The organism is Microbulbifer agarilyticus (assembly GCF_001999945.1).
GTDB classification, from domain to species: Bacteria; Pseudomonadota; Gammaproteobacteria; order Pseudomonadales; family Cellvibrionaceae; genus Microbulbifer; species Microbulbifer agarilyticus_A.
In genome coordinates, this window is record NZ_CP019650.1 from 2,549,758 (window position 1) to 2,566,491 (window position 16,734).

Annotated in this window: 15 protein-coding genes; 2 read left to right on the forward strand and 13 right to left on the reverse strand. The window is 57.3% G+C overall.

The annotated features are described in order from the left end of the window. Positions 1–21: 21 nt before the first annotated feature. The gene (cysM, locus tag Mag101_RS10470; RefSeq protein WP_077404480.1) at positions 22–936 is read right to left on the reverse strand and encodes a cysteine synthase CysM; all 915 of its coding nucleotides are present in this window, start codon (positions 934–936) and stop codon (positions 22–24) included. Between the two features lie 229 nt (positions 937–1,165). Between cysM and Mag101_RS10475 the strand changes: the two genes are divergently transcribed. Then, positions 1,166–4,009, forward strand: a complete 2,844-nt coding sequence (locus Mag101_RS10475) for a response regulator (protein WP_232324986.1) — start codon at positions 1,166–1,168, stop codon at positions 4,007–4,009. Positions 4,010–4,022: 13 nt separating this feature from the next. Here Mag101_RS10475 and recO read toward each other — a convergent pair whose 3' ends face one another. From recO to Mag101_RS10510, 7 genes are all read right to left on the reverse strand, one after another. Next, positions 4,023–4,802: a DNA repair protein RecO gene (recO, locus tag Mag101_RS10480; protein WP_232324987.1), complete on the reverse strand. Its 780-nt coding sequence runs from the start codon at positions 4,800–4,802 to the stop codon at positions 4,023–4,025. A gap of 17 nt (positions 4,803–4,819) precedes the next feature. Then, complete coding sequence (gene era, locus Mag101_RS10485; protein ID WP_224917026.1) at positions 4,820–5,731, reverse strand: GTPase Era; 912 nt, start codon at positions 5,729–5,731, stop codon at positions 4,820–4,822. A gap of 71 nt (positions 5,732–5,802) precedes the next feature. Beyond that, a complete protein-coding gene (gene rnc / locus Mag101_RS10490; RefSeq protein ID WP_077404486.1) occupies positions 5,803–6,483 on the reverse strand; it encodes a ribonuclease III in 681 nt (226 codons plus the stop codon). Between the two features lie 3 nt (positions 6,484–6,486). After that, positions 6,487–6,939 (reverse strand): DUF4845 domain-containing protein, encoded by a 453-nt coding sequence (locus Mag101_RS10495; RefSeq protein ID WP_077404489.1) that lies wholly within the window; start codon positions 6,937–6,939, stop codon positions 6,487–6,489. Between the two features lie 68 nt (positions 6,940–7,007). After that, positions 7,008–7,781: a signal peptidase I gene (gene lepB / locus Mag101_RS10500; protein ID WP_077404492.1), complete on the reverse strand. Its 774-nt coding sequence runs from the start codon at positions 7,779–7,781 to the stop codon at positions 7,008–7,010. A gap of 98 nt (positions 7,782–7,879) precedes the next feature. Further along, the gene (gene lepA, locus Mag101_RS10505; RefSeq protein ID WP_077404495.1) at positions 7,880–9,685 is read right to left on the reverse strand and encodes a translation elongation factor 4; all 1,806 of its coding nucleotides are present in this window, start codon (positions 9,683–9,685) and stop codon (positions 7,880–7,882) included. Between the two features lie 177 nt (positions 9,686–9,862). Further along, positions 9,863–11,263, reverse strand: coding sequence for a DegQ family serine endoprotease (locus Mag101_RS10510; protein ID WP_077404498.1), 1,401 nt, complete (start codon positions 11,261–11,263; stop codon positions 9,863–9,865). Between the two features lie 203 nt (positions 11,264–11,466). Here Mag101_RS10510 and mpaA point away from each other — a divergent pair, with 203 nt between their 5' ends. Further along, complete coding sequence (mpaA, locus tag Mag101_RS10515; RefSeq protein ID WP_077404501.1) at positions 11,467–12,213, forward strand: murein tripeptide amidase MpaA; 747 nt, start codon at positions 11,467–11,469, stop codon at positions 12,211–12,213. 27 nt (positions 12,214–12,240) lie between these two features. On the opposite strand, the gene ycjG is transcribed toward mpaA, so the two are convergent. From ycjG to rpoE, 5 genes are all read right to left on the reverse strand, one after another. Beyond that, positions 12,241–13,221: an L-Ala-D/L-Glu epimerase gene (ycjG, locus tag Mag101_RS10520; RefSeq protein WP_077404504.1), complete on the reverse strand. Its 981-nt coding sequence runs from the start codon at positions 13,219–13,221 to the stop codon at positions 12,241–12,243. 254 nt (positions 13,222–13,475) lie between these two features. Continuing rightward, the gene (locus Mag101_RS10525; RefSeq protein ID WP_077404507.1) at positions 13,476–13,949 is read right to left on the reverse strand and encodes a SoxR reducing system RseC family protein; all 474 of its coding nucleotides are present in this window, start codon (positions 13,947–13,949) and stop codon (positions 13,476–13,478) included. Positions 13,950–13,986: 37 nt separating this feature from the next. After that, positions 13,987–15,030: a MucB/RseB C-terminal domain-containing protein gene (locus Mag101_RS10530; RefSeq protein WP_198039967.1), complete on the reverse strand. Its 1,044-nt coding sequence runs from the start codon at positions 15,028–15,030 to the stop codon at positions 13,987–13,989. 58 nt (positions 15,031–15,088) lie between these two features. Then, entirely contained in the window at positions 15,089–15,784 is a 696-nt protein-coding gene (locus Mag101_RS10535) for a sigma-E factor negative regulatory protein (RefSeq protein ID WP_077404513.1), read from the reverse strand. 239 nt (positions 15,785–16,023) lie between these two features. Then, positions 16,024–16,638 carry an RNA polymerase sigma factor RpoE gene (gene rpoE / locus Mag101_RS10540; protein ID WP_010132909.1) on the reverse strand — a complete coding sequence of 205 codons (615 nt, stop codon included), beginning with the start codon at positions 16,636–16,638 and terminating at the stop codon, positions 16,024–16,026. Between the last annotated feature and the right edge of the window lie 96 nt (positions 16,639–16,734).

Genomic DNA, 16,734 nt, shown 5'->3' on the forward strand with positions numbered 1-16,734 from the left:
TGGTCTAACTCGCGATCAAAATCATGTTTGCTGGCCGGCGTTAAACAGACCCGAGGAGAGGTAGCGATCGCCGCGATCACAAATAATCGCCACGATAGTAGCGTTTTCCACTTCAGCAGAAAGTCGCAATGCCCCGGCAACGGCACCGCCGGAGGATACTCCGCAAAAAATGCCCTCTTCACGAGCCAGTCGGCGGGTCATGGTTTCCGCCTCCGCCTGACCAATATCCATCACCCGGTCAACTTCCTGCGGGACAAATATTTTAGGTAAATAAGCCTGGGGCCAGCGGCGAATGCCTGGAATCGCAGAACCTTCGGTCGGCTGCAGGCCAACGATTTGGACATCCGGATTCTGCTGTTTGAGATAGCGGCCACAGCCCATAATGGTGCCGGTGGTGCCCATGGAGGAAACAAAGTGTGTTATCCGCCCGCCGGTCTGACGCCAAATCTCGGGCCCGGTGCTATCGATATGCGCCTGCGGATTGTCCAGGTTGGAGAATTGATCCAGTACCAACCCCTGGCCTTCGGCTTGCATTTGTAATGCCAGATCGCGCGCGCCTTCCATCCCCTGCTCAGAAGTAACAAGAATCAACTCTGCTCCGTAGGCCGCCATTGCGGCCTTGCGCTCATCGGTAGCACTTTCGGGCATAATGAGGATGAGTCGATAGCCTTTAATTGCGGCTGCCATCGCCAATGCGATACCCGTGTTGCCACTGGTAGCCTCGATCAGGGTATCGCCGGGACGAATCTGTCCCCGAGCCTCTGCGCGGGTGATCATGGAAAGCGCCGGGCGGTCTTTTACCGACCCAGCTGGATTATTGCCTTCCAGTTTCAGTAGTAGAGTATTGCTGGTCTGCCCCGGAATACGCTGTAAGCGCACCAGAGGGGTGTTACCAACACAATCGGCAATCGTCGGGTAATCCGTCGGAAAATCCATCGTTACTACAGGTCCATCGGCCTAGGCGGGCGCACATTCTACCTCCGAGCCGGCGACACTGCGAATCGAGCACGGGCGTGCCACAGATTTCCGACCCCTGAAACCGCGAAATGGGGCTAGCTTCTACCGTCAGCAAGGGTAGAATCGGACAAAAATAACACAATACGCATTAGCGCAGTCAGCCAACATGGTTCAATCCCGCTCCTCTGACCCTTCATTCAGCCCTAAGATGACGCCGACAGGCGCCGCATCCCGGCAACGCCGCCTATCGCTGCGCGCCCTGCTATTCCGCTACGCGATGACCCCCGCGCTGCTTCTGAGCATTCTGCTGTGCCTGCTGTTTACTTTGCAGCAAGCGGGAGACCGCCGGGACCTGCTACTGAGTCACGGCCGCGCCAGCGCAGAAACTCTGGTGGAGCTGATCCATCTCAGCGGGGAGCACTCCTTTGAAGAACGTATCGAGTGGCTCGATAAAAGCTTGATGGCCCTGATGCTCGAGCGAGGCATGATTCGCTCGGTGCAGTTGTACCGTGCTGACCTCAACGCGCAGGGAGTGGAAGAGTTCAAGCTCATCTCCAGCGTCGGCCCGCGCCCGCGAACGGTGTTTTCAGCCAGCGAACTGCGTGGCAAACATGCACATATATACGAAGATCTGAATAGCCTGCACGTGATGCAACCCCTGATTGGAGAAAATGCCAACTGCTGGTTGAGCATCGAATTGCACCGCCCTTATTTCCTGGTGGGGACCTATCAAGTCGCTCTGGTCGGCCTTGTCGGGCTGATCTTGTGCAGCCTGGTAGCACTGGTCTGGGCAGCGGCCATCGCCGAGCGCGCATCCCACAGCCTGGAGCGCTTCAAGCGCACTCTGCAATCCATCGGCAGTGGCAACTTCTTAACCCAAATTCCCAACTCCAGAAACCTCGAGCTGCATCAACTGGGTGAAGAAATTGGGCACATGGCCCGAAACCTCTCGGAATACCACAGGGACTATCAGGAGGGACTGCACCAGACCATGGAGGACCTGCGTCAGTCACTGGACTCGATGGAAGAGCAAAATATCGGGCTGGAAATGGCCCGTAAAAAAGCCGAGGAAAACAGCCGGGTGAAGTCCACCTTCCTCGCCAATACCAGTCATGAAATTCGCACCCCGCTCAACGGCATCATCGGGTTTACCAACCTGCTGCTGAAAACTGAGGTCGATCAACTGCAACAGGATTACCTGCAAACCATCTTGCGTTCATCGGAAAACCTGCTGACATCCATCAATGACATTCTGGACTTCTCGCGGATCGAATCCGGTAACCTGGTGCTCGATCACAGCCCCATGAATTTGGGACAGGTTCTCGAAGAGACACTACAAATCCTCGCGCCGTATGGTTATGAACACAACCTAGAACTGGTACCGTTCGTCGACCCGCAGCTGCCACCATCGCAAATTGGCGACCCACTGCGCATCAAGCAAATCCTGACCAATCTGGTAAGCCTCGCTATCCGCAGCTCGGAAAATGGCAGTATTCCGGTGCGTATCGCGGTGCTCAGTGGTAAAGAATCCGAGCTGATGGTGCGTATCACCATCACTGACAACGGCGCGCGCGGTGACGAGCAGCGCCGCCGAGAAATGCGCCTCCTGCTCACCAGTGCAGCGCAGCAACAACAGCTTTCGAATAGTGGGATGGGACTCGGTATTGCGCGCAACCTGGTGCAATCCATGGGCGGCGAGATCGGTCTCGAAGACAACGATCAGGACAGCTGCAGCTACTGGATTCAATTACCGCTCACCATCGACCGCAACCGAGTCGCGGTTACCCGAGAGCAGTTCCCCGGGTGCCGCCTGTTGATCGTGGACCCCAACCCCATCACCCGCACACAAATCTTCCAGCAGCTCAGCCATTGGCGGGCAGCCCCCCTGGAGCACAATGACGGTGAAAGCCTGGTACCCGCGGTGGAGCAAATGTGGCGTCACGACGCCCTTCCCGATGGATTAATTATTGATACCGCCCTTGCTGGCGACGACTTTGAAGGCTTTATCAGCACCGTGCAGCAACTGGTGGACACCTACCAGTGTCGAGTGATCGTACAAGGCTCTCCAGTGGACTTGCGACGCTGTTACGACGCACTGCGCACCCGAGTGCTGGCATTCCTCGCCAAACCGGTAAGCCGCGATGGCCTGCTCCGCGCGCTGAAGCGCACGGTTCCACAACAGGCGCAGTCCCGCCCACAAACCGGTAATTACCCTGCCCTGCCTTGGCCCACGCAACCCAGGGTGCTCGTGGTCGACGACTACGAGCCCAACCGAAAGCTGATGAGCGAATTGCTGCGTGCGCAGCATATTGAGGCCCTGATCGCCGGCTCCGGCGAAGAAGCGCTCCAGCAGTGGCAAAACCAGCATTTCGATATGATCTTTATGGACATCCAGATGCCAGGTCTTGACGGTATCGCCACCACTCAGCTGATCCGCGAGCGAGAATCCGGTCGTCGCACTCCCATCATCGCACTCACCGCCCACGTCGGTACCGAGGAAAAGTCGCGCCTGCTCAGCGCCGGGCTTGACGATTACCTGAGCAAGCCGGTCAGCGAGTCACAACTGACTCACACCGTAAAGCGCTGGATGGAAGTGAGCAGTACACCTGCTACAGATACCCCAACCACCGCAGTTGAACCGCGCCTGGTCGATATCGGCGAAGGCCTGAATCTGGCCAATCAGGATGCAGGTCTCGCTCGCGACTTGCTGCGCATGCTGCTGAAAGGTTTGCACGAAGACGAGCAGGAACTCGCTCGACTAGCACAGAGTGAGGACTATAAAGGCTTATTTGAGCGCACTCACCGCCTGCATGGCGGTTGCTGCTATTGCGGCGTGCCACGCCTGCGCAACGCCACCGGACAACTGCAAGAGTTGCTGCGCCCGGTTCAGGAGGTTGAGCCTGCAGAGGCGGCAAAGGCGCTGGAGGGCAGTACCTTCGAAGCAGCCTATGAGCTGGTAAGAAAAGAGATTCGCGGCCTGCGAGACTGGGGTGCGGACCAGGACCTGAACGCGCTATTTGGCATTGAATGCGAAGAAGCCGAAATCAATTGACGGGTCGCCGACTCTACTCCACGGAATAGACTTGGCGAAACAGCTCACGACTTTTCATCGGCCGATTACCGAGTAAGGGACCGAGCAACATGCGCGTAAGGCGCTTGGCTTCCAGCATCACTTCCGCCGATAACGCTTCTGGGTTCGCACCATCGTCAGACACAGCTTCGCCGCCTAGCAACTGTGCAATCGCCAGCAGATGACCGCCATAAAAGTCCGCCCCGCGCGGCAACTGCCCGGGCGCTATTACCACAGGCACAAAGCCGTCTTCCTGCGTCAACCGGTACACGCTTTCCGGGCTTACCGGCGCTCCTTCGATAGAGCTATAGCCCAACTCTGGGCAACTTCCCAGCGCATGCAGCAACTGCAATTCAAATAGTCGCAGTGGCACCTCAAGCTCACTGCTACTGTCTCCCGATAACTGCGCAAGCCACTCCAGCAGACGCTGATAAGCCGCAAACACCGCAACCAGACTTTCCCCTTCCGGCAACAAACGCAACAACAGCTCATTGGCATAAAGTCCGCCATAAACGGCGCGCCCCTTTAGCCACAATGGCTGACCGGCACTTTCCACTGGTCCAAGGGTTTTCAGGTCTCGGCGCCCGAGTAAAGTAACCAGAAGGGGGGCAAACGGCTGTAAGGCCCGTTGGCGCCGCTGCTTGTCGCGGCGTGCGCCCTTGGCGATACAGGAAATCCGCCCATATTCGGGCGTGAGTAAATCCAGAATTAAACTGGAATCCCGAAACGGACGGGAATGCAAAATATAGGCGGGTTGCGGGGGGAGCTGCTGCACGCCGATGGGCCAGACGTTTACTGCTTGTCCACGTAGCCCAGACTGCGCAGCGCGCGCTCGTCGTCGGACCAACCGGACTTAACCTTGACCCAAAGATTCAGCATCACCTTGCTGTCGAACAGACGTTCCATATCCACGCGCGCCTGCTGGCCGATCTGCTTAATGCGCTCACCTTTGGTTCCGATCAGAATACGCTTCTGACCATTCCGCTCGACCAGAATTGCAGCACTGATATGCAGCACCTTACCCTCCTGGCTGAACTCTTCTACCTCAACGGTAACCGCATACGGGATTTCCGCGCCCAGCTGACGCATAACTTTCTCGCGCACGATTTCTGCCGCGAGAAAACGGGAACTGCGGTCGGTGATTTGATCCTCTTCAAAAAAGTGCATGCCCTCAGGTAAGCGCTCAACAATCACATCTTCCAGAGACTGGAGGTTAGAGGTGCGCAGGGCGGAAATGGGCACGATCTCGGCCTCGGGGAAGCGCTCGGCCAGCGCCTGCAGCTGAGGCAACACTGCGTTCTTATCCTGCAGCTGGTCGACCTTATTCACCGCAACAATCAATGGGCACTTGAGTCCGCGCAGTTTTTGCGCCACCAGCTCGTCGCCCTCGGTCCATTTCGCCGGTTCTACCACAAACACCACAACATCCACATCGCGGGTCGAACTGATCGCCGCGCGGTTCATATAGCGGTTAATTGCCTTTTCTTCCCCTGCGTGCAACCCCGGGGTATCCACGAAAATAATCTGATTGGGCCCCTCGGTTTTGATGCCCAGCATGTTGTGGCGGGTCGTCTGCGGTTTGCGCGAAGTGATACAAATCTTTTGCCCCAGCAAATGATTCAGCAAGGTGGATTTGCCCACATTCGGGCGGCCGACAATGGCTACATAGCCGCAGCGGGAAGTTTGTGTATTGGGTTCGCTCAAGGGGGTCTCCGAGCCGGTCGAGCCCACCTGCATCCGCAGGTCGGGCAAAATGTCAGATGGGGATTATAGGGTCAGCCCTGCCCGGTCAGTTGGGCATAGGCTTCTGCGGCGGCGGATTTCTCCGCGGCGCGGCGATTGCTGGCAACACCTTTTACCGGTGCAGCCAGGCCAGATACTCGACACTCCACGATAAACTGCTGGGAGTGCTCCTCACCAGCTACTTCCACGACTTGGTATTCGGGTAGCGGTTTATGACGTGCCTGCAGCCACTCTTGCAGCCGGGTTTTAGGGTCTTTGGCGGTTTCCAGAGAAAGACCCTGCAAGCGCGCGGCAAACCAGGCCAGCACCCGTTCACGGGCCGCTTCCAGCCCGGAATCCAGATAGATCGCACCGATAATGGCCTCTACCGCATCGGCAAGAATGGAGGCGCGGCGATGGCCACCACTCTTCATCTCTCCCTCGCCCAGTCGCAGGCACTCACCAAGCTGCAGCTCGCGCGCGACCTTTGCCAGGGTCTCGCCGCTCACCAACTGAGCGCGTAACCGGCTCATCTGGCCTTCGCGGCCTTCGGGGAATTTTTCGTACAGGGCCGCACTGATGGTAAACCCGAGAATCGAGTCACCCAGAAACTCCAGGCGCTCATTGTTGCGGCTGCCAAGGGAGCGGTGCGTAAGCGCCAGATCCAATAGCTCTTGGTTAGTAAATTGGTAGCCCAGGCGGCCACTCAGTCGTTGCAGATGGAGGTCTGTCACCGGTTAGTAGTCATCTCGCTTGCGAAACTGCTCGAGGTCCACGAGAGGCTCACAGCACAGCTCGGGCTTGGCAGTATTCAATTGTTTGTTAAATTTCATTACCACGTCCACATTCTGGAACAGTGGCTGGCGCAGTTCGTAATTGATACTCACCAGGGTGCTATCGGCACCGCGGATGATCTTTACCGAGTCGGTCGGTTCACCACGCACATTATTGATCGTGAAAAAGCGGTCCAGCTCGCGCTTAATCTGGGTGTTGCTCATCTCGCGAACGCCACTGTTTTGGGCCAGAGAGTGCAGTCCCTCTTCCACAAAATGCGCATCCACATAGGCCGGGCCCATTTTGGATACCACGGTCAGTCCAAAGCCAAATACGGCGATGATGGCCAACCAACCCCAGTAACTCATGCCCCGCTGTTTCGCCAAAGCACGTGAAAAATGTGTGTTTAATGCCATGCTGACCTACCTGTTGTTATCGTTGTTGTCGCTGAACCGAGAGCACCCATTGAACCGAGGACGACCAGTCAGTCGATCCCACCAACCCGGCTAAAGCTGGGCACGCTGAGTAGTTTGTCCCAATGCATCCAGATTGCAAAGGCCTTGCCGACAATGTCTTTCTCGGGCACAAAGCCCCACTTGCGGCTATCCAGACTATTGTCCCGGTTGTCACCCATCATGAAGTAGTAACCCTCGGGGACGGTAACGGTGCGAATATTGCCGTATGGGCCCGGGCGCTGTTGTTTGGCAGCCAGGTGGCGGTGACCATCGAGGGTCTCCCACATCAGCTCACGGCCGGGGTTTTGCGTATCGAAACGGATAAATTCCTGCGGCATCGCTTCGCCGTTCACATACAGCTGGTTATTTTCCACACGGATTTCATCCCCCGGTAAACCAACCACACGCTTGATGTAGTAAGTCTCATTCATGTGCGGAGGGAAGAACACCATCACGTCACCACGCTTGGGCTCACCGATATCCACCACTTTGGTGCGGCTCACTGGCAGGCGCAAACCATAGGCGTACTTGTTGACCAGGATAAAGTCCCCAACTTCCAGCGTGGGATCCATGGATGCAGAGGGAATCTGGAAGGGCTCTACCACGAAGGAGCGGAGCACAAAGACGATCGCCAGTACTGGGAAAAATGACTTGGCGTATTCAACAACCACCGGCTCCTGCACCGGTTGCCCCTTGGCCGTGGCCGCTTTGCGTCCCCGCGCCAGAAACAGTGCATCAAACAGCCAGATCACCCCTGTCACCACAACAAGCAACAGCAAAATAAGGGGGAAATTGATATCCATTCAGTTGTCTCTTTCCGACTATTTCTTATCAGATACGGCCGGGGAAGATACCGCTTCCCCTAGCCGCTTTATTTCAGATTTATCCGTAACGCGCTCGATCAGTTGTCGACTTTGAGCACCGCAAGGAAGGCGTCCTGCGGCACTTCGACCTTACCCAGCTGCTTCATTCGGCGTTTACCCGCTTTCTGCTTCTCAAGCAGCTTCTTCTTACGGGTTACGTCACCACCATAACACTTTGCGGTTACGTTCTTGCGCAGTGCTTTTACTGTGGTACGCGCGACTACCTGACCACCAATTGCCGCCTGAATTGCCACGTCGAACATCTGGCGCGGGATCAATTCTTTCATTTTCTCTGCCAGGGCACGACCGCGCTGCTGGGCATTGTCACGGTGCAGAATCACCGCCAGGGCATCCACCCGCTCGCCGTTGATCAGGATATCAAGGCGCACTAGTTTTGCCGGGTCAAAGCGCACAAAGTTGTAATCGAGGGAGGCAAAGCCGCGGCTCACGGACTTGAGGCGATCGAAGAAGTCCATCACCACTTCGCTCATCGGCAACTCATAGCGCAGCGAGACCTGCCCGCCCACGTACTGCATATCTTTCTGGATACCACGTTTTTCCACGCACAAGGTAATCACGTTGCCCAGGTAATCCTGCGGAACCAGGATGTTGGCTTCAACGATAGGCTCACGCATTTCCTCGATCATGCCCAGATCCGGCATGCGCGAGGGGTTATCCATGGTCATGGTTTCGCCGCTGGTGAGTTCCACTTCGTACACCACCGTGGGTGCGGTGGTAATCAGGTCGAGGTTGTACTCTCGCTCAAGGCGCTCCTGGATGATCTCCATGTGCAGCATGCCGAGGAAGCCACAGCGGAAACCAAAGCCCAGTGCGTCCGAGGTTTCAGGCTCGTAAAACAGCGAAGCATCGTTCAGGGAGAGCTTGTCCAGTGCGTCGCGGAAGGCTTCATAATCGTCGGAGCTTACCGGGAATAGACCGGCGTAAACCTGCGGTTTCACCTTCTGGAAGCCCGGCAGCATTTCAACCGTATCGGCTTCTTTGGCGTGCGTCAGGGTGTCACCAACGGGCGCCCCGTGGATGTCCTTGATGCCGGCTACCACAAAACCCACTTCACCGGCCTTGAGCTCGCCGGTTTCCTTGCGTTTGGGGGTAAATACACCAACGCTATCCACCACGTGGGCGCGGCCGATCGACTTGGTAACAATCTTGTCTTTGTTCTTCAGGGTGCCCTGAACCACGCGCACCAGAGACACAACGCCCAGGTAGCTGTCGAACCAGGAGTCGATAATCAGCGCCTGCAACGGCGCATTCACGTCACCTTCCGGTGGCGGCACCAGACGCACCAGGTCTTCCAGCACGTCTTCAATACCGAGGCCCGACTTGGCGCTGCAGCGCGTCGCTTCGGTGGCATCGATACCGATAATGTCTTCGATCTCTTCCGCGACCTTTTCCGGCTCTGCCTGGGGCAGGTCCATCTTGTTCAGAACAGGGATCACTTCCAGGCCCTGCTCAATCGCGGTGTAACAGTTGGCGACAGACTGCGCCTCTACACCCTGGGCGGCATCCACCACCAACAGCGCGCCTTCACAGGCGGCCAGCGAGCGGGAAACCTCGTAGGAGAAGTCCACGTGCCCCGGGGTATCAATAAAGTTCAACTGGTAGGTTTTGCCGTCGCGGGCCGTGTAGTCGAGGGTAACGCTCTGGGCCTTGATGGTAATGCCCCGCTCCCGCTCGATATCCATGCTATCGAGTACCTGTGCCGCCATCTCACGGTCGCTCAGGCCACCGCAGACCTGGATAAAGCGGTCTGCCAGAGTGGATTTGCCGTGGTCGATATGGGCAATAATGGAAAAGTTGCGGATATGGGAGAGATCAGTGGCCACTGCGAGGATAAAACCTTTTAAAAATCAGTGAGTTAATGAGCGGACCGGGCCGCGCTGTGGGCGCAAGTCTAACAGGTTGCGCAAAAAGTGCATCCAATCTGTCTGCAACCCTCGAAACAACTAGGCTCGGCGCCGAATCACGACGCCAAGCCCATACACTCACTGGATTTGCTGGCTTCAGCTCTCCTCGATCTGGATGGTACGGAAAGTCGGCTGGCCACCGCGGAAGAAGCGGATTGGCAGCAACTCGCCCTTCGGCAGTTTCTTCACCACCTTGTCGTAGTCGGTGAGAGACTCCACCTGTTCGAATCCCAGCTGGGCGATAATATCGCCGCTGCGCAAACCGGCGTTGGCACCAGCCTTGCCCGGCACTACCTGCTTCACCAGCACACCATTCTCTACGCCCAGTCGCTGCTTCAGGTTGTCGGGAATGTCTTCTACTACCAACCCGAGCACCCCGCCAACATCGCTCGAGGTGGTCACACTGGACTGCGCGAAACCTTCGTCGTCACTGGGCAGCGCGCCAACCCGTACCGACAGTTTGCGTTCCTTACCCTCGCGCATCAGAAGTACCGGTACTTCGGCGCCCGGACGGGTGCGACCGACAACATGCGGAAGATCGCCCTGAGTTACGATTTGCTCGCCATCGAAGCGGGTGATGATATCGCCCACCTGAATACCGGCCTTTTCGGCTGGAGAACCGGCTTCCAATTGGCCAACCAGGGCTCCCGCCGGCTTACCCAGACCCATGGCCTTGGCAAGTTTACGATCCACGTCCTGGATGCCCACACCCAGCCAACCGCGATCCACGCGACCTTTTTCTTTCAGCTGGGCGACCACATCTTGCGCGAGGCTCGCAGGGATCGCGAAGGACAGGCCAATGGAACCGCCACTACGGGTGTAAATCTGCGAGTTGATACCCACTACTTCACCCTCCAGATTGAACAGCGGGCCGCCGGAGTTACCCGGGTTAATGGCTACGTCTGTTTGAATAAAAGGCACATAGTTTTCGCGGCTTTCATTGGGAATACTGCGACCCATGGCACTCACAATGCCCGCGCTGGCGGAGTAATCCAGACCGAATGGCGAGCCGATGGCAACCACCCACTCCCCAACTTTGATGCCTTCCGAGTCACCCCAGCGCACTACGGGCAGGTCATCGCCTTCCACTTTGAGCAGCGCCAAGTCTGAGCGCGGATCGGTACCCACTACCTTGGCCTCGAATTCGCGGCGGTCGGTCAAGGTAATGCGCACCTCGTCGGCTCCATCTACCACGTGATTATTGGTGACCACATAGCCATCTTTAGAAATGATAAACCCGGACCCCATGCTTGCCACTGGCCGCTGCTGGCGCTGACGTGGCTCCAGGAGGTGACGAAAGATATCCGGAATGTCTTGTTGATAGCGCGGTGGAATCGAATTGCGGGATGTGCGATTGCGCTCCACGGTGTTGATTTTCACCACCGCCGGGGAGTTCTGTTCAATCAGATCTGTCAGCTCCGGCAGGCCGCGTGCAAACGCCGAAGTAGAAAATAGCAAGCAAAGCACGAGAAGGAATTGCGAACAGCGTGCAACCATATATGTCACCCCTGATAAGCCCTTTTACTAATATGTCAAAACACGATTTAGATTTGGCAGCCGTTTGGTTATCACTTGGTGTTATCCAGATGGCTTCCAAAAGTGGCGAGTATTCGCTGATGAAACCCGCCATAACACCCTATTAGTTCGGTATTGCGTTAAAAAGTTCGCATTCTTTAGTGTAAATCAGTGTTAAGGATTGCATGAGCACCCAGAAACTACCGGTTCACAAACACCCAGCCCCCACGCAACTGCGCCCGCGCCCGCAGCGCGGCCAATTCCACGCAGAGCGGCAGCGGTATGGGGAGTCAGTGCTGGGCGCCCCGCTCTACTACTTTCCGGCAGAAGTACGCGATGAACACTCGGGTATCGTGATGGCCGGCACACACGGAGACGAAGTGACCGCGGTGGTCACACTTTCCTGTGCGCTGCGCGCGCTACAAGCGGGACTGCGGCGCCACCATGTGATATTGGCGGTCAATCCGGACGGCTGTCAGCTTGGCACCCGCTGCAATGCCCACGGCGTCGACCTGAATCGCAACTTCGCAACCATTAACTGGCAGCCAAACGGCACCGTTTATCGCTGGAACAACGCGGCGGAAGAGCGCGATGTCATCCTCTCCACCGGCGAGCGGCCGGGATCAGAACCCGAAACCCAGGCACTTTGCCGCTTAGTCAGGGAATTAGACCCGGCCTGGATCGTATCTATTCACGAGCCACTGGCCTGTGTCGAAGACCCCTTGCAAAGCCCCCTCGGGCACTGGCTAGCGGAACGTATTGAGCTGCCACTGGTGTGTGAACTCGGCTACCAGACCCCAGGATCCTTCGGCACCTGGTGTGCCGAACACCAGCACCCCTGCATCACCCTGGAGTTCCCGCCCATATCTACTGATGCCGCCACCGAGGACTACCTGCAGGTGATGACAGACTTGCTCTGTTACCAGCCTTAAGATCTCTCCTGCAGCGCGACACGCGCTTCAGGTCCAGTACACCCTCCCGTGAAAGAACTGCAGCGGGTCGACATCCTGCGCCAGCCAGGTCGGGCCATCCAGGTCCACAAACCGCGCACCCTGCCCCAGTGACCAGGCTGCGCGAATTGCCCGTGAGGTACACAGCATGCATCCCAGCATGACTTCAAACTCATGGTCACGCGCAGCCTCTGCGAGAAGCTGCGCCTCCCAGGGCCCACCGGTTTTATCCAGCTTGATATTGACCATCTCGTACAGCCCCGCGAGCCGCGGTAAGTCCGCTCGAGTGTGGCAGCTTTCATCGGCACAGATAGGTATGGGGTGGGTAAAGCTTGCGAGAAAACGGTCATCCGCGGCGGGCAGCGGCTGCTCCAACATGGACACCCCCTGCTCCGCAAGCGCATCACACAGAGCGGGCAAACCATCGACAGACCAGGCTTCATTGGCATCGATTACCAGCTCGCAAGCGGGCGCAGCAGCGCGCACCGCCGCCACCCGTTCCAGCACCTGCTTATGGTCAAGCTTGAGCTTGAGCACAGTGACACCAGACTGTTCTGCGGCACTCGCTGCCTCTGCCATCTCGTCCGGGGCTGCAATCACGAGGGTTTGTACGGTTGGTAAAGACGCCGGGCCGGCAAAATTCTGACGGTGCTTTTTCTCTGCCCAATTGGCCATCGCACAATCTACCGCATTGCGCGCCGCGCCCGCAGGCATGACTTCCTGCAACTGGCTGCGTGAAATCCCCTGGCGCAATGCCGGCAACACCGAAGTGATTTCTGCCAACACAGACTCCAAGCTTTCTCCATAGCGGGGATATGGGGTGCACTCGCCAACACCAGAAACCCCCTCTGCTTCAACTTCCACTACAACCACACGGGCCTCACTGCGAGTTCCACGCGAAATCACAAAGGTGGTTTTTAGCGGCCAACTCTCCGCAAAGCAGCGGCCTTCGAAGGCTTGAACCCAGTCAGATTCCCTCTGCCCTGCCATCCCTGTCTCCTCTTATAGATATCCGTCATGCCCGGAACGGACCGGACAATGGGTCACCTTCAGTGTAGAAACAGTTAGTGAGATAGCAGTGAAAAGCCCACTGAAGTGGCGAGAAAGCGGCGAGAAAGCGGCGAGAAAGCGGCAAGAGATCGGCAAGAGATCGGCAAGAGATCGGCAAGAGATTAAGGAATGCTCAGAGAACAGTGAGAAACGGTAAAACAGACACTCAGACAGAGCGAGCCACGTGCACGAGCTCAGCTGACTGGGACAACAGGAATTGCGCAGGGATTGCTTTGTTCCCGGCGCAGATACACGGGCTCAAGCGAGGCATTGCCGCGGCGCAGGTAACTGTATGCGCGAATCGCCAGGGCGCCGCCAATCAAACCAAGCAGTGCACCAGCTATCGCCAGCGGCTCAGAGCCCAACGCCTGCCCGGCCAGCGCGCCGGCAACCAAAAGTACCAGCGGCACCAGATAAACCACCAGCGCGCTACTTGCCAGCACTCGCTCACCAATCCCTATCACCACGGTGTCGTGCAGCTGGACCGCCTGAGATTCTGCAGGGGGAAGTTGTACACGCACACGGGATGCGCTTGCCCAGAAGTCTCCAAGCAAGCCGGTGCCACATCCGGACTTGGCCGCACACCCATGGCAACCGCTGCGCTGAACGGTTTCCACCCAAATCGCGTCGCCGTCAACGGCGACCACTTTTCCGCGCTCTTCGATCATGCCGTACCTTACCGTACTATCCGCTCAATACGCGCCGTCAGTTTGCCTCGGTGACTGCTTTAGCCACCAGTTGCGCGGTATTGTCGGGGATTTCGCCCACCACTGTCACGGTGTAACGTGCGCCATTGACATCGATATGATCCATGTAAGCCACGGTGGCGCCGCGTACGGCGCGCCCCTTGTAGTTCATTTCTGGTAGCTGCTGCACAAACACGGTGAATGCACTCAGGCCGTCACTAAACACCAGCATTTGCCCATCGCTTAGCGCCTGTACGGCAACCGGTTTAAAACCGCTGGGGGCCCAACCGAGACGCCAGCGACTTTCCACATTCGCACATTTCGCCGCTTCGTCACCGGTAATTGGCTCTGTCGAGGGGGACTGCGGCTTCAACTCATCATCGGTTACTGGCGCCAGATCCAGTTCGACAAACTGAAAACGCTCGAGAACCCGTCCCGCCGGGGCAATCAGCATGGACTTGAGCGGCAGTCCGGTTTCCTTGTCGACACTGATCACCATCCCGAAGCGGTGCAGATCCCGGGGTCGAGCCTCAAGTACGATCGCCTCGCGGTCTGCGACACGCTCTTCTCCGCGAATCAAAAACGCATAATTGGATTGAACATTTTGCAGCCCGGCAGCGCTCAGCAGCCCGGAACGGGGAAATACACTGCCACCGTGACGACACTCATCGTCTCCAATGCGGGTCACTTTTTCGCGAGGACTGCCGGTCAGGTAGCGAATACGCTCCACCTGCTCGCCATCGCGAATACCGTGCACTACCTCAAGGGTTTCCATCGAGCCCACATGCTCAAAGGTTACCAACCCTCGATACTCCAGGTTGGCAACCGCCTGCGCGAGCCGTGCCAGCAACACACGGGTAGCTTCACTCGCCGTGGCGTCCCGAGCATCTTGAGGAATCTCTTGAGGGGCTTGCTGAGGAGCCTGATTAGGGACCTCTCGCGGTGCCGCTTGATCATCCGCGGGCGCATTGCCCTGGGCGAAGGCCAGTGGCGAGGCTAATAGTAAAAAAGCCAACAGCGAACTGTTGGCTTTGCGAGGGGTACGAAAAATCAGTTTTTCCATGGTCATGCTTTGTGTCGCTCAACAACGAGACAACCGGAGGCACCTCCGGCAGCCGCCATTACTCCGATGGGCGCTCCCCGTAGGTTGCCCGAGCATGAGGAACCATGCCCTGACTACCAATGCGGGCGGCCTGCTCCGAGTGCTCAACCATTACCCGATTCAAATGTCGCATCAGTTCCGGCGTGGGCACAACCTGCACCTGAGGGGCCGGGCCAACCCGCTGCTCGGGTACCAGCTGTGGTGCAGTACTTACTGCCCGCGTATTCAATGTCGGGGTCAAAAATCTACTGGGTTGCGGATTGGTAGTCATTGGCTGGGGCTGGGGGGCCTCAACTTCCGCTACCAGATCACCTTGCACTTGTGGGGCCTGCATCTGTTGCACCCCCAAAATGGCAGCAAATGCCACTGTTGCAGCCACGGCGCCACGAGAGAGCGGACGCCACCAGCGGCTTCTCGCCTGGCCATTACCCGCATCATTCGCCGAAGCCTGCTGTGCAGATTCCAGCGACGGTTCGTCGGCAATCGCTGCAGAAATACTCGCTGCGAGCCCCATATCCACCGGCGCCACTTTTTCACTACGCATCACGCTGGCGGCCAACTGGTAGCGAGACCAGCGGTGACCCAACTCACCGTCTGATGCACCGCTGGCGTCAGACTCTTTGAGCAGGCGCTGAATTTCCAACTCGTTGGCCTCGCCATCCATTAATGCGGATAGCGATTCATTCAGGCGCTGTTGATGACTCCCGTGGGACATACGGGTAAACCCTCTTCTCAGTGCAATTCTTTGGGCGCTAGTTCACACCCTGTTTGTTAATACGTCAGACCCGGGCTTCGCAAAAAAGTTTTACCTAGCAGACAAATTTTGTGTGAATTCGTCGATATTTTTACCTGTCGTCCCGGTCAGGCTCTGGATTTAGGCCAGAAACCTCTCGACAAGCTATCCCGATAAAACAAAATAGATTAAAAAATAACCACCTGCCGAACTCGGCCAAACTAGCTGCGCCCGTCAACCGACTCGGGTTCACCGGCCATGGTCGCTTGAACCGCGCGATCGATGGCCTCCCGCGCGCGGAAAATACGCGAGCGCACGGTGCCCACTGGACACCCCATGACTTCGGCGATTTCCTCGTAGCTCAGCCCCTCCATCTCGCGCAGGGTAACTGCTGAGCGCAGATCTTCCGGCAGCTCACGGATGGCCTGGTGTACCGCCGCTTCCAGTTGATCCCGGAACAGCTGGTTCTCTGGCGTTTCGTTATCGCGTAACAAATCGGCGCCGGAATAGAATTCGGCGTCCTCCAGATCCACATCCGATGAGGGGGGACGGCGACTACGAGAAACGAGGTGGTTTTTGGCGGTATTAATCGCGATGCGGTACATCCAGGTATAAAAGGCGCTCTCCCCACGGAAATTGCCCAGCGCCCGGTAAGCCTTGATAAATGCTTCCTGAACCACGTCATGCACTTCGGCGTGATCGTTGATATAGCGGCTAACCACCGCCATGATTTTGTGTTGGTACTTCAACACCAACAGGTCGAAGGCTCGCTTGTCGCCTTTCTGTACCCGTTCTACCAGCTGGCGATCACTTGGTGACGCCTGTTGCCCTGTCATCCCCTACTCCAAACCGCGGCCCAGACGCCTCGCAGCGCCTTAGCCATGCTTTTTCTATTGTGTCCAAGACACCAAATTTTGGTCATAAGTTCCTGA